The sequence below is a fragment of the Peribacillus sp. NJ11 genome, from assembly GCF_030348405.1.
Taxonomy (GTDB): Bacteria; Bacillota; Bacilli; order Bacillales; family DSM-1321; genus Peribacillus.
This window is the reverse complement of sequence record NZ_JAUCFO010000001.1, coordinates 2,729,602-2,743,089: the sequence shown is the minus strand read 5'-3', so window position 1 is coordinate 2,743,089 and position 13,488 is coordinate 2,729,602. Positions and strand designations below refer to the sequence as shown.

At 41.2% G+C, this 13,488-nt stretch carries 14 protein-coding genes and 1 riboswitch; of the genes, 1 reads left to right on the top strand and 13 read right to left on the bottom strand.

Going from position 1 to position 13,488, the window contains the following annotated elements; genetic code table 11:
* Positions 1-8: 8 nt before the first annotated feature.
* From QUF86_RS13515 to QUF86_RS13490, 6 genes are all read right to left on the bottom strand, one after another.
* Positions 9-473: a MarR family winged helix-turn-helix transcriptional regulator gene (locus QUF86_RS13515; protein ID WP_289334622.1), complete on the bottom strand. Its 465-nt coding sequence runs from the start codon at positions 471-473 to the stop codon at positions 9-11.
* A gap of 202 nt (positions 474-675) precedes the next feature.
* Positions 676-900, bottom strand: coding sequence for a helix-turn-helix domain-containing protein (locus tag QUF86_RS13510; protein ID WP_028392149.1), 225 nt, complete (start codon positions 898-900; stop codon positions 676-678).
* Between the two features lie 123 nt (positions 901-1,023).
* Positions 1,024-1,488 (bottom strand): acyl-CoA thioesterase, encoded by a 465-nt coding sequence (locus QUF86_RS13505; RefSeq protein WP_289315435.1) that lies wholly within the window; start codon positions 1,486-1,488, stop codon positions 1,024-1,026.
* 306 nt (positions 1,489-1,794) lie between these two features.
* On the bottom strand, positions 1,795-2,568 hold the full coding sequence (sdhB, locus tag QUF86_RS13500; protein WP_289315434.1) for a succinate dehydrogenase iron-sulfur subunit: 774 nt from the start codon (positions 2,566-2,568) through the stop codon (positions 1,795-1,797).
* 17 nt (positions 2,569-2,585) lie between these two features.
* The gene (sdhA, locus tag QUF86_RS13495) at positions 2,586-4,337 is read right to left on the bottom strand and encodes a succinate dehydrogenase flavoprotein subunit (RefSeq protein WP_289315433.1); all 1,752 of its coding nucleotides are present in this window, start codon (positions 4,335-4,337) and stop codon (positions 2,586-2,588) included.
* 70 nt (positions 4,338-4,407) lie between these two features.
* Positions 4,408-5,016 carry a succinate dehydrogenase cytochrome b558 subunit gene (locus QUF86_RS13490; protein WP_289315432.1) on the bottom strand — a complete coding sequence of 203 codons (609 nt, stop codon included), beginning with the start codon at positions 5,014-5,016 and terminating at the stop codon, positions 4,408-4,410.
* Positions 5,017-5,400: 384 nt separating this feature from the next.
* On the opposite strand from QUF86_RS13490, the gene QUF86_RS13485 reads away from it, so the two are divergent.
* Positions 5,401-5,874, top strand: coding sequence for a YslB family protein (locus QUF86_RS13485; RefSeq protein WP_289315431.1), 474 nt, complete (start codon positions 5,401-5,403; stop codon positions 5,872-5,874).
* Between the two features lie 61 nt (positions 5,875-5,935).
* On the opposite strand, the gene QUF86_RS13480 is transcribed toward QUF86_RS13485, so the two are convergent.
* The 7 genes from QUF86_RS13480 to QUF86_RS13450 all read right to left on the bottom strand — a co-directional run bounded on the left by QUF86_RS13480 (position 5,936) and on the right by QUF86_RS13450 (position 13,313).
* Positions 5,936-7,168 (bottom strand): aspartate kinase, encoded by a 1,233-nt coding sequence (locus QUF86_RS13480; RefSeq protein WP_289315430.1) that lies wholly within the window; start codon positions 7,166-7,168, stop codon positions 5,936-5,938.
* An 89-nt stretch (positions 7,169-7,257) separates the two neighbouring features.
* Positions 7,258-7,434: riboswitch (Lysine riboswitch) on the bottom strand.
* A 61-nt stretch (positions 7,435-7,495) separates the two neighbouring features.
* Positions 7,496-9,268, bottom strand: coding sequence for an excinuclease ABC subunit UvrC (uvrC, locus tag QUF86_RS13475; RefSeq protein WP_289315429.1), 1,773 nt, complete (start codon positions 9,266-9,268; stop codon positions 7,496-7,498).
* A 102-nt stretch (positions 9,269-9,370) separates the two neighbouring features.
* On the bottom strand, positions 9,371-9,712 hold the full coding sequence (trxA, locus tag QUF86_RS13470; RefSeq protein ID WP_289334621.1) for a thioredoxin: 342 nt from the start codon (positions 9,710-9,712) through the stop codon (positions 9,371-9,373).
* Between the two features lie 184 nt (positions 9,713-9,896).
* A complete protein-coding gene (locus tag QUF86_RS13465) occupies positions 9,897-10,874 on the bottom strand; it encodes an electron transfer flavoprotein subunit alpha/FixB family protein (RefSeq protein ID WP_289315427.1) in 978 nt (325 codons plus the stop codon).
* Positions 10,875-10,943: 69 nt separating this feature from the next.
* On the bottom strand, positions 10,944-11,717 hold the full coding sequence (locus QUF86_RS13460; RefSeq protein ID WP_289315426.1) for an electron transfer flavoprotein subunit beta/FixA family protein: 774 nt from the start codon (positions 11,715-11,717) through the stop codon (positions 10,944-10,946).
* 111 nt (positions 11,718-11,828) lie between these two features.
* Entirely contained in the window at positions 11,829-12,602 is a 774-nt protein-coding gene (locus QUF86_RS13455) for an enoyl-CoA hydratase (RefSeq protein WP_289334620.1), read from the bottom strand.
* 123 nt (positions 12,603-12,725) lie between these two features.
* Positions 12,726-13,313, bottom strand: coding sequence for a fatty acid metabolism transcriptional regulator FadR (locus tag QUF86_RS13450; protein ID WP_289315424.1), 588 nt, complete (start codon positions 13,311-13,313; stop codon positions 12,726-12,728).
* Between the last annotated feature and the right edge of the window lie 175 nt (positions 13,314-13,488).

The following is a 13,488-nucleotide window of genomic DNA, read 5'->3' as shown; positions in this document are numbered from 1 at the left end:
AACTCGCCTCATTTTTCTTTCATTTCTTGATGTAGTTTTGCTAGAATACCTTGCAGGGACACGATGTCAGATTCGTTGAAATTGACTAATACCCCACTCAAGTACTGTTGTCGTTTATTAATCACTTCTTCAATAATCCGTTCACCTTCTTCAAGAAGGTGAATTCGAACCACGCGCCGGTCCTTATCATCCTTGACACGCTGGACAAGCTGATGTTTCTCCATGCGGTCAATCAGATCTGTCGTTGTGCTGAAGGCGAGAAACATCTTTGTGGACAATTCGCCAATCGTCATGTCGCCTGATTCAAAAAGCCATTGCAAAGCCACGAATTGAGGAATGGTGATTTTATAATCTTTGAGAATTTCTCTTCCCCTTTGCTTAAGCCATGTCGATACATAGCGCAATTCCCTCTCGATATCGGCTACATATGCAACCTGCTTCTCTTCATCCATACACACAGCTCCCCACTTCATGAAACTTATCATACTACCATTTTGGATGAAAGTGAAATGATTTTCAAGAATGATTATCCGGAATCCATAATGAAACCCCCTTCATAAAAATAAGCAGCATCCAAAGAAGTCAAAACAACCAAATTGTTTTGGCCTTCCTTATATGCTGCCAACGAACGGGAGAGAAAATATTTATAAGGCTTACGTATTAAATGTCAACACATTAAAGCTTAAGTTCTCCCATACGAAGGAGTTCTATGACTGCCTGCGAACGTCCTTTTACTCCAAGCTTCTGCATCGCATTCGAAATATGGTTTCGAACTGTTTTTTCGCTAATAAACAATTCACCTGCGATTTCTTTTGTTGTTTTGTCTTGTACTAGTAACTCAAATACTTCTTTTTCTCTTTTGGTGAGTAGTGGCTTATGAGTGAATTCGTTCTCCTTCAAGTAATGTTACCCTCCTTGCCTTCACCAGCATAAAACCCGGAGTGGGTGTCTATTTAGTCAAGATATAGTATGTCGGCCAGGGCAAGGGAGTGACTCTTTTACTTGTCTAAAATGAAAATATTTTCAGGAATGTTCGAGCTCTGTTTGCCACATCGATCGCTTCATCTCTTCCGTCCAAGGTATCGGCTTTCCGGTGGCTTTGGAAACTTGGACAATCGTTCCCCTACCCGTTAAACAAATTGAACCATCTTGTTTGGTTCCCATATAATGTATGTCTACTGAAGAGTTTCCGATATGGTCAGCTTTCACATGAATCGTCAATTGGTCATTGAAGAACACCTGCTTCAGGTAATCACACTGTAAATTGGCAACAACCGGCATCTCACTGCATTCAGCCGAGGTCCAGTCCTTCATGAACCCCATACTGTTGAAATACTCAATCCGAGCTTCCTCAAAATAAGTAAAAGGAATCGTGTTATTCAAGTGCCCAAACATATCAGTTTCTGAAAAACGGACCTTAATCTCATGTTTAAAAGAAAAATCATTGATCCACTCCGTTATATTATCGATATATGATATCCTGCCCATCTTGTGCACACCCTTTCTGAATTGAATGACTATTCACTCATTTTATAAGAAAACAACGATATTGAAAAGGATTTTCTATTGAAAGCAGGTTAATTTGCTTATTGCTCACTTTATTAATCAAATCCTTCAGCCTTTGCGTAAGGACGTTGGGTTACAACAAACTCATTTGCCCAAACCAATCACACTTCGATCCCGGTTTTTCAGGGTGCATGCAAATTTATCAATCTTTTAAGGAATTGCCATTCTCTACGAATGTAAAACAAAAAGAACCCATATCCTAAGATACGGGTTCTTTCATTTTCATTATTAAACTTCGTCGCTTCCGAAGAAGTTACGGAATTGTTGGATCGTAGTATCACGGTTCAATGCTGCAATCGAAGTTGTTAATGGAATGCCTTTAGGGCAAGACTGCACACAGTTTTGTGAGTTACCGCAGTTTGCAAGTCCTCCATCACCCATGATTGTATTTAAACGTTCAGCTTTGTTCATTGCACCCGTTGGATGTGCGTTGAATAAACGAACTTGTGATAATGGTTGTGGCCCCATGAAGTCTGAATTGCTGTTTACGTTCGGACATGCCTCCAAACAAACACCGCAAGTCATACATTTAGATAACTCGTAAGCCCATTGACGTTTCTTTTCTGGCATACGCGGTCCTGGTCCAAGATTGTACGTTCCATCGATTGGAATCCATGCTTTTACCTTTTTCAATGAGTCGAACATACGGCTGCGATCGACTTGTAGGTCACGAACGATAGGGAATGTACGCATTGGAGCTAGACGAACCGGTTGCTCCAATTGATCGATAAGAGCTGTACATGATTGTCTTGGTTTACCATTGATAACCATTGAACAAGCACCACAAACCTCTTCAAGACAGTTCATGTCCCAAGCGATTGCTGTAGTGTGCTTGCCTTGTACAGTTACCGGATTACGACGAATTTCCATTAGAGCGGAAATTACGTTCATATTCGGGCGATACGCTAATTCGAATTCCTCATCATAAGGAGCTGAATCCGGTGTATCTTGACGAGTGATTATAAAACGGACTGTTTTAGTCTCAGATTTAGTTTCAACCATTTTTTTGCTCCCCCTCTTTAGTGTTTCGTTGTGTAATCACGTTTACGCGGTGCGATCAGTGATACATCAATATCTTCATAATGGAATTCAGGTGCTTGATCCATGCCTTTGAATGTTGCCATAGTTGTTTTCATGAATTCCTCATCATTACGTTCTGGGAAATCAGGTTTGTAATGCGCTCCGCGGCTTTCGTCACGGTTTAACGCACCAATTGTGATTACACGAGCCAATTGCATCATATTTTGCAGCTGTCTAGTGAATGCAGCTCCTTGGTTACTCCATTTTGCCGTGTCATTGATGTTAATTTTCTTGTAACGTTCCATCAGTTCAAGAATCTTGTTATCCGTTTCTTTCAGCTTGTCATTGTAACGAACTACAGTAACATGCTGTGTCATCCACTCACCAAGTTCTTTGTGAAGAACGTACGCATTTTCGTTACCATCAAGGGACATGACTTCATTCCATTTTTCCTGTTCTTGTTTTTCGTACCCTTCAAACAACGAAGAAGAAATGGATTCTGAAGTTTTATCAAGACCTTCAATATATTTAACGGCATTCGGCCCAGCGACTGAACCACCATAGATTGCAGAAAGAAGTGAGTTCGCACCAAGACGGTTACCGCCATGTTGAGAGTAGTCACACTCACCAGCAGCGAATAAACCTTTGATGTTAGTCATTTGGTCATAATCCACCCAAAGTCCGCCCATGGAATAGTGAACGGCAGGGAAAATTTTCATTGGAACTTTACGTGGATCTTCACCCATGAATTTCTCGTAGATTTCAATGATTCCGCCAAGTTTTATATCAAGTAATTTAGGATCTTTATGTGATAGATCCAGGTAAACCATGTTTTCTCCATTAATGCCAAGCTTCATGTTCATGCATACGTCGAAGATTTCACGAGTCGCGATATCACGAGGTACTAGATTACCATAAGCAGGGTATTTTTCTTCAAGGAAATACCAAGGTTTTCCGTCTTTATATGTCCAGATACGTCCACCTTCACCACGAGCGGATTCACTCATTAGACGAAGTTTGTCATCTCCAGGGATTGCAGTCGGGTGAATTTGAATGAACTCACCATTTGCATAATTTACACCTTGTTGATAAACGATGGAAGCTGCTGAGCCTGTATTGATCATTGAGTTAGTTGATTTACCGAAAATGATTCCAGGGCCACCGCTCGCCATGATGACTGCGTCGCCAGGGAATGATTTGATTTCCATTGAAGTCAGGTTTTGAGCTACGATACCACGTGCTGTTTGTTCATCATCGATAACAGCTCCAAGGAATTCCCAGCCTTCATATTTCGTTACAAGGCCTTCAACTTCATAACGGCGAACCTGCTCGTCCAATGCGTAAAGTAATTGTTGACCAGTCGTTGCACCAGCAAATGCTGTACGGCTATGTTGAGTACCACCGAAACGACGGAAATCAAGAAGACCTTCCGGAGTACGGTTGAACATAACACCCATACGGTCAAACATATGGATGATAGATGGTGCTGCTTCGCACATCGCTTTAACCGGCGGTTGGTTAGCCAAGAAATCTCCGCCATAAACTGTATCGTCGAAGTGGATATATGGAGAATCCCCTTCACCTTTTGTATTTACTGCCCCATTGATTCCGCCTTGGGCACAAACTGAGTGAGAGCGTTTAACAGGCACTAAAGAAAATAAATCAACCTGTTGTCCCAGCTCTGCTGCTTTGATCGTAGCCATTAATCCAGCTAGACCTCCACCAACGATAACTATTTTACCTTTACCCAATTCTGTCACTCCCTTATTTCCATTAGCCAAGCTATGTTTTTCCTAATACTTATAAATGAACTCTATCTTCTTATACGAAAGCGAAAATTGCGCTAATTCCGATATAAGAAAGAAGAACGAAAACGATCAATGTAAAGTAAGTCATGATTTTTTGCGATTTAGGTGAAACTGTAAGACCCCAGCTCACTGCAAATGACCATAATCCATTAGCAAAGTGGAAAATTGCCGAGATAATACCAACAATATAGAACACAATCATAAATGGACTAGAGAAAATTTCAGCCATCATGTCAAAGTTAACTTCAGCACCCATAGCTGCTTGAATTCTAGTTGCCCATATATGCCAAACAAGGAAAATCAACGTTATGATTCCAGTTAGACGTTGCAACATGAACATCCAGTTACGGAAGAAACTAAATCTGCCTAAATTGTTTTTTGCTGTAAAGGCAATATAAATTCCGTACACAGCATGGAAAATGAGCGGTAGATAGATGACGACCCATTCTACCAAAATCTTCACGGGCGTATACTCAATTAAATGAACTGCCCCATTAAAAGTCTCTTCTCCTTTTGTTGCCATAAAGTTTACCGATAAATGAAAAATTAGGAATAGACCAATTGGAATTACTCCTAGAAGTGAATGAAGCCTGCGATTCCCAAACTCACGATTTTTTGCCACTAAGTGCCCCCCCTTAATTTGTGAAAAATCATGCAAAGATAAACTGGTGGCTACCTTTTATCTCCGCGTGAAAATACAGTATAGAGTCAAAAAAACTCCTCTATACTTCCTTTACAATTATGTGACATGTCCATTTTACTCCTGACTTCTATGTGCGTCAAGAAAACGGATACAAGAAATCTCTTTTTCAGAATAGATTTTATTGGATTAAATTGGATATTTTTTGTTTGTCAAGATGATATTTTGAAGAAATTTCAAATTTAACTATTAATATCTCGGTATAATTTCTCATTTTTTCCCAATTGTTATTTAAATAAATAAAAAACAGTATAATTTGCAAAAGAAATACGTTTATAATAGATTTACAGAAAGAGGCGATAAACTATGAAAAAAAATATTGCTGCTGCGATAGAAGAAGAGATTCAAGCTGAAGAAATTCAAACTGAAGAATTCCAAGTTCCAGCTTTCGGATACGAATTAATCAGAGAAGTTCTATTGAACGATATTCTCGGAAAAGACTCTAATCAAATCCTCTATTGGGCAGGTAAACAATTAGCAAGAAAATTCCCATTGAATGGCGATCAGGAAGTGATTGAATTTTTCCAGAGCGCTGGATGGGGCAATCTGGAAATCATGAAGTATACGAAACACGAGATGGAATTATCCCTGACGGGTGAAATAATCAGCCGCCGCCTGGATTTACACCCTGATTGTCACTTCCAACTTGAAGCCGGTTTCCTTGCCGAGCAGTTTACACTGCAAAAAAAATTCCTCAGCGAATCAACGGAAGAAATCAAACGCCGCGCAAAAAAAGTGATATTCACCATCCAATGGGATCCCAGAGATCCAATCTATTAAGCCCTTAAAACAGACTTACCCTTTTTACCGGAAGTCTGTTTTTTTATTGGACTCCTTACACTCAAGCTAGCACATTTGCATGCTGCCCAAGTTTAAATGCTTCATGAAGAGATTCGACCGCCTTCACCATTTCCTTTTCATTGACGACAGTCGAGACTTTAATTTCCGATGTGCTGACCATTTTCACTTGGATGCCTGTATTGGCCATCACTTCAAACATCTCGGCAGCCACTCCTGGATTGGATACCATACCAGATCCGACGATGGACACTTTGGCCAACCCACCCTCCGTTTCGATTCGGTCGAATGCCAATCGTTCTTTATTGTTTTCCAGCACGATCAATGCCGCTTCCGTATCTTCACTTTTTGTGGAAAATGATAGATTGGTCGTATCCTCGGCAGTCATGCTTTGAATGATGATGTCCACATTAATCCGGTTTTTCGCAAGTGTCGTGAAAATTGTGGATAATGCACCAAGTGATTGGGGCAAACCATAAATTGTGACCCTAGTAATACTGTCTTCAAAAGCAATGCCCCGTACAATTAAGTTTTCTTCCATAGTTGCTTCCTCCTCTATGATCGTTCCTGATTCTCTCTCCATGCTCGAACGGACTTCAAGCGGGATTTGATAATTCTTTGCATATTCGACAGCCCTTGGATGTAGGACGCCCGCCCCCAGGTTTGCTAGTTCCAGCATCTCATCGTAAGAAATGGATTGAAGTTTTCGCGCACCTTTTATGTAGCGTGGATCCGTAGTGAAAACACCCGTTACATCCGTATAAATATCGCATCTATCCGCATTCAGCGCTGCAGCGATGGCAACCGCCGTCGTATCGGAACCACCCCGCCCTAAGGTAGTGATTTCCCCATTTGCATCGCTCCCCTGGAAACCGGCTACGACCACAATTTTCTTTTCCTGGAGCTGGGCTTGAATCCTTGTAGCATCGATGTTTAAAATCCTGGCATTCCCATGAACGGATTCCGTTTGCATACCTGCCTGCCAGCCTGTGTACGAAATGGCTTCATGTCCTTTTTCAATCAATGCCATCGTTAACAGGGATATCGTGATTTGTTCCCCCGTCGTCAATAGCATATCCATTTCCCTCTTGCTCGGGGTTCCGGAAATATCTTGGGCCATGGAAACCAATTGATCTGTGGTTTTCCCCATAGCTGAAACAACGACTACCACACCATTTCCATTCTCCACTTCCTCGATTACCCGATTGGCAACATTTTTGATTTTTTCTACGCTTCCGACGGATGTTCCGCCGAATTTTTGAACGATTAATGCCATCCTAATGCACCCTCTCTACCTTTTTAGGCAATAAAAAAAGCAATGAGAAATATCTCATTGCTGTGATCACATATCTAATACTGTAAACACAGTGAGATAGCTCTCCAGGGTATTAACCCTGACAATCCGCCATTTATTAAATGTCAGACCAGAAAAACAAGGTATGAGTCTTGTCTTCCTTCGGCGTCATCCCCTTTCAAAACCTTTCATGGAAGCTCATACTTCTCCAGGTTTTTACTCTTGAATTCCGCACCTCTATCAGCACTTTTAAGTTGTCTAGTTAAAAATTCTTTTTAATCATAGCATAGGGAATAGTCGGTAGCAAGATTATTCTTGTAATTTTCTTACGATTCCCTCGGCTACCCCTTTTGGCATGCCCGCTTCCATAATTTCCTCGGCCGTTGCCTCTTTGATTTTCTTCAATGACCCAAAATGCCTTAACAATTGCTTCCTTCGCTTTTCCCCAACACCTGGAATATCATCTAGCTGGGAGTGAACCGCATTTTTCCCGCGTAGCTGGCGATGAAACGTAATCGCGAACCTATGCACCTCATCCTGAATTCTTTGCAATAAGTAAAATTCCTGGCTACGTGAATCAAGTGGTACGAGTTCAAGCGGATTTCCAATCATCAACTGCGAGGTCCTATGCTTTTCATCCTTTATGAGACCTGATAGTGGAATATCAAGGCCCAATTCATTCTCCAATATATCCCGAACGGCTTCCACATGGCCCTTTCCACCATCGATGATGATTAAGTCCGGAAGTGGCAGCCCTTCTTTCAATACTCGTGAATACCTTCTTCTGACCACTTCACGCATCGATTCATAATCATCAGGTCCCTGGACCGTCTTGATCTTATATTTACGGTACTCCCTTTTTTCCGGTTTCCCATCAATGAACACGACTAAAGCGGAAACAGGGTCACTTCCCTGAATATTGGAGTTATCGAAAGCTTCAATTCGGTGCGGGGTGTAGATGCCTAATTGGTTCCCGAGGTTTTCCACCGCATTGATGGTTCTTTCTTCATCCCGTTCAATCAAGGAGAATTTTTCCTGAAGGGCGATGGAGGCATTTTTATTCGCTAATTTAAGCATGTCTTTTTTCGATCCCCGTTTCGGGTGAATCGTTTTGACACCAAGGAGCCCCTCGGCCATTTCGGCATCCACTGACTCAGGCAGCAAGATTTCCTTTGGTTTAAAGTGGTTGGTAATCTCGTAAAACTGACCGAGGAATGTAAGTAGTTCCTGTTCCGGTTCATCATAGACAGGAAAAAGTGAAACATCTCTTTCTATCAATTTACCCTGTCGGACAAAAAATACCTGAACGCACATCCAGCCTTTATCATAGGCAAACCCAAATACATCCCTGTCGATGAAATCAGTCGTCATCATTTTCTGCTTCTCCATCGTAATATCGATGTGGGCAATTTTGTCACGGAACTCCTTGGCCCTCTCGAAATCGAGATTTTCCGATGCCTCCAGCATTTTTTCAGTCAGTTCTTTTTTTATCTCAGTATGTCCACCGTTCAAGAAGCGGTTGATATCATCCACCATTTTCTTATATTCCTGTTCCTCAACATCATAAACACATGGGGCCAGGCACTGGCCAAGGTGATAATAAAGACAAACGCGATCAGGTAGGGTATTGCATTTTCTAAGAGGATAGATGCGGTCGAGCAATTTTTTCGTTTCGTTAGCTGCAAAAGCATTTGGATATGGTCCGAAGTATTTCCCTTTATCTTTTTTTACTTTTCGCGTAATGATTAGACGTGGATGACGTTCCGCCGTAAGCTTGATGAAAGGGTACGTCTTATCATCCTTAAGCATGACATTATATTTTGGATCATGTTTTTTGATTAAGTTCAGCTCTAAAATAAGGGCCTCGATATTGGAAGAGGTGACGATGTATTCGAAATCTTCTATCTCATTCACAAGCCGAAATGTTTTTCCATCATGAGAACCCGTGAAATAAGAACGGACACGATTTTTCAACACTTTCGCTTTGCCTACATATATGATCGTTCCCTGACGATCTTTCATTAAGTAACAACCAGGTTGATCGGGAAGAAGGGCAAGTTTATTCTTTATTTGTTGGTTCATGCATTCAGCCTCCTGTTCTCCCATTTTACAATTATTATATATCAAGATAGCGAAAAAAGCTTCAAGTCCGCAGACTTGAAGCTTTTTTTAGCTAACTTACTATTACGCGTGTTTTGCAATAAGTTCAGCAAGTGCTTCTTTAGGTTGGAAACCAACAACTTTATCCACCACTTCACCGTCTTTAAGGACGATTAATGTCGGGATGCTCATCACACCGAATTTCCCAGCTGTTTCTTGGTTTTCATCTACATCCACTTTTACGATTTTCGCTGTATCGCCAATTTCAGTATCAAGCTCTTGAAGAACAGGAGCGATCATTTTACAAGGTCCGCACCATGGTGCCCAAAAATCTACAAGAACTACACCTTCGCTAGTATCTGTTGTGAAAGTTTGGTCAGTTGCATTTACAATAGCCATATATATTTCCTCCTCAAAATTACTCAAATAACTAAAGTCAGTATACCATTATTGCTAGAAACGATGCTAATATTTTGCTTCAGTGGTAGGATGTCCAAAAAAAGAGTAAATATGCAGGCTCAAACCTTGCCTAAAAGCCAAAAAAAATGAAGGGGCAAGACATGTATCGGCTTATGCCAAATGTCTTGCCCCTCATCAGAATTTATTTCTTTTAAGCGTTAACTTTTAGTTTTTTGAATTCTTCCGTAAGTAATGGAACGACTTCGAAAAGATCCCCGACAATTCCATAATCAGCTATATTGAATATGTTAGCTTCAGGGTCTTTGTTGATGGCAACGATAACCTTGGAGTTGGACATCCCCGCTAAATGCTGTATCGCTCCAGAAATACCGCAGGCGATATAAAGGTCTGGTGTAACGACTTTACCCGTTTGCCCGATTTGCAAAGAGTAATCGCAATAGTCCGCATCACATGCACCGCGGGAAGCACCTACCGCTCCGCCCAGTACTTGTGCCAGTTCCTTCAATGGTTCAAAACCATCTTCACTTTTCACGCCACGGCCACCTGCGATGATTACTTTTGCTTCTGAAAGGTCGACCCCTTCACTAGCTTTTCTAACAACATCTTTGATGATTGTGCGTAAATCCTTAATATCCACACTTAATGCAGAAACATCACCAGAGCGGGACTCATCTTTCGCTAACGGTTCAATATTGTTCGGACGGATTGTCGCGAATATCACGCCATCTGTAACAATTTTCTTTTCAAATGCTTTACCAGAATATATCGGGCGGGTGAAAACGATATTTCCGCCTTCTTCTTCAATGGATGTAACGTCGGAAATCAATCCTGATTCAAGCTTTCCAGCCAATTTAGGTGCAAGGTCTTTTCCCAGAGCCGTATGTCCAAAGAAAATCCCTTCTGGCTTTTCCTGCTCGATGACGGCAAGCAAGCCTTGCGCATAACCATCTGAAGTATATTGTTTCAATAGATCATTTTCGACTGCAACAACCCGGTCTGCACCATATTGGATCAATTCATTTCCGAAATTTTGAACACTGTCACCAACTAAAACACCTACGATTTCCCCGCCATCTGCAGCAAGTTTAGCCGCACCGATAGCTTCAAATGATACATTTCTTAGTGAACCGTCGCGAACTTCGCCCAATACAAGAAACTTTCTAGCCATTTATAAAAACCTCCTGTGCTCTATTTTATCTATTTGTCGTGTGTTGTTGTTTTAAAAGTACCGTTTCGATTAAATCACTTTTGCTTCGCTGCGTAATAATTGAACAAGTTCGCTGACTTGGGCACCGATTTCGCCGTTCAATACTTTTCCAGCTTCTTTTTTCGCAGGAAGGTAGATTTCAATCGTTTTTGTTTTTGCTTCAACATCTTCCTCTTCCAAATCCAGGTCATCCAATTCCAATTCTTCAAGCGGTTTTTTCTTCGCTTTCATGATTCCCGGCAAAGAAGGATAACGTGGCTCATTTAACCCTTGTTGAGCTGTCACTAACAATGGAAGAGATGCTTCGATCGTTTCAGAGTCCCCTTCGACATCCCGGATAACGCTTACATTTCCATTTGCAATGTCCAGTTTAGTAATGGTTGTAATATAAGGAATTTCTAAAATCTCGGCAACTCGTGGACCCACTTGACCAGAACCGCCATCGATTGCAACGTTCCCTGCAATGATTAGATCGGCATTTTTACCTTTTAAGTATTCGCCTATAATTTTGGCAGTCGTGAATTGATCGCCATTTTCTATGTCGTCCTCAATATTTATCAATACGGCTTTGTCAGCCCCCATTGCAAGCGCTGTGCGTAATTGCTTTTCAGCCTCTTCGGTTCCGACAGAAATAACCGTTACTTCGCCGCCTTGTGCATCTCGCACCTGGATTGCTTCTTCAACAGCATATTCATCGTATGGATTAATGATGAATTCTGCTCCATCCTCATTAATTTTCCCGTTGGATAGTGTAATTTTTTCTTCTGTATCAAATGTTCTTTTCAGCAGTACATAAATGTTCACGATAATACCTCCCGAATGATTTGAGTTTTGAAGATTATGAATTTTATTGATATATATTATTGTATTCTTCAAATTTCATCAAAATCCTGCATGATATATAAAAATAGTTATTTATTTCCCTGTGAATACAGCTTCTCTTTTTTCCATGAAAGCGCCAATTCCTTCTTTTGCGTCAGCAGTATCGAAAGCTTTGCCAAAGAGGTCGGCTTCCCTTTCCACACCTTTATAGTAGGAATCATGCTTGGAATAATTTAATAATTCTATAGCCGCCTTTAAAGCCAGAGGGCTTTTCTTGGCAATTTTATTGGCTAGTTCCTTCGCTTTTGGAATCAGTTCTTCATCCAGGAAAGCATGGTTGGCCAATCCGCATTGCACAGCTTGGATACCTGTAATCGGTTCACTTGTAAACAGCATTTCAGCGGCCTTTGCCATACCCACATAACGAGGAAGACGCTGGGTGCCAGCAAATCCAGGGATTAAGCCCAACTGCAGTTCAGGCAAACCTAGTTTAGCCTTTTCGGTTACCAAACGGATGTGACAGGACATGGCCAGCTCCAATCCTCCGCCAAGCGCCGCACCATGGATGGCTGCAATGACCGGCTTTGGAAAAGATTCGATTTTCTCGAATACAGATTGACCATTCTTGGTCAGCTTCTCGAAAGCCTTACCGTTTGTCACTTCCGTAAACTCTTTAATGTCTGCTCCTGCAGAGAAAAATCTTCCTTCACCATGAAGAAGGACAACCCGTACGGCTTCGTCTTGCTCAATTTGATCAAAGGCCTGTGACAGCTCTCCGATGATTGCCGTGGAAAGCGCATTTGCTGGTGCATGATCAATCGTTATAAATGCTACATGATTTTCGACAGAAAGCTTAAGGTATTCCATATCTATCCCTCCTGGCATCTAGTCAAACTTTTTTGAAAATTCTATATGTATCACTTCCCGGTAAGCCGGAAAGCATATTAACCGATTCTTTCGAGGATGGCTAGCCATCCTCGATTAAAATCGTTAACTTTTCAAGCCACAGCCGCCAATTAGAAGGCGGTGAACGTCTGGTGCAAGGTCTGGGAGCGAATACTTTTGCTCATTCATGACCCAAGTCGTCACTGTTTCGTCAATCGTTCCAAAAATCATCTGCCTGGCAAGTAAATTATTTAAATCAGGCAAAAATTCGCCGTTCTCTTTTCCTTCTTTAATGATCTGATCGATTAAATTTAAATATCCTCTTAACACATCATTAATCCTTAGGCGTAATTCTTTATTCGACTGTCTTAATTCCAACTGAGTGACAATTGCTAAATTCACGTCTTCTGAAAGGTTTTGAAAATGTTTTTGGATGAGCACATGCAGTTTATCCGAAGCTGTGGTCTTTCCTTTTAGTTCTTCTTCGATCTGTTCCACAAAATAGCCCATCTTTTCATGGAATAATGATATTAAGATATCTTCTTTATTTTTAAAATAAAGATATATGGTGCCATCCGCTACGCCTGCCTGCTTGGCGATTTTGGATACTTGGGCTTGATAGTAACCGTTTTGGGCAATGACGATAACGGCCGCATCAATAATTTGGTTATACTTTGGTCTGTTGCGTTTCACTGGATGTCCCCTTTCAGAAAATGAATGAATCATCATTCATATTTCTATCATAGAATGACGACCCTTTACTGTCAAGCAAAAACTTCTAAGAGTCCTGACATTCCACTTATGTTCATTGTACAGCCCCAATCCATAGGTTGTCCAGTCGTTCTGCAAAACACGGAGCCCTATTCCG

Excerpts from the sequence above, each read along its gene's own strand:
- QUF86_RS13515 (WP_289334622.1), bottom strand. The coding sequence starts at position 473 with ATGAAGTGGGGAGCTGTGTGTATGGATGAAGAGAAGCAGGTTGCATAT.
- QUF86_RS13505 (WP_289315435.1), bottom strand. The coding sequence starts at position 1,488 with ATGGGCAGGATATCATATATCGATAATATAACGGAGTGGATCAATGAT.
- sdhB (WP_289315434.1), bottom strand. The coding sequence starts at position 2,568 with ATGGTTGAAACTAAATCTGAGACTAAAACAGTCCGTTTTATAATCACT.
- QUF86_RS13485 (WP_289315431.1), top strand. The coding sequence starts at position 5,401 with ATGAAAAAAAATATTGCTGCTGCGATAGAAGAAGAGATTCAAGCTGAA.
- QUF86_RS13480 (WP_289315430.1), bottom strand. The coding sequence starts at position 7,168 with ATGGCATTAATCGTTCAAAAATTCGGCGGAACATCCGTCGGAAGCGTA.
- uvrC (WP_289315429.1), bottom strand. The coding sequence starts at position 9,268 with ATGAACCAACAAATAAAGAATAAACTTGCCCTTCTTCCCGATCAACCT.
- QUF86_RS13465 (WP_289315427.1), bottom strand. The coding sequence starts at position 10,874 with ATGGCTAGAAAGTTTCTTGTATTGGGCGAAGTTCGCGACGGTTCACTA.
- QUF86_RS13455 (WP_289334620.1), bottom strand. The coding sequence starts at position 12,602 with ATGGAATACCTTAAGCTTTCTGTCGAAAATCATGTAGCATTTATAACG.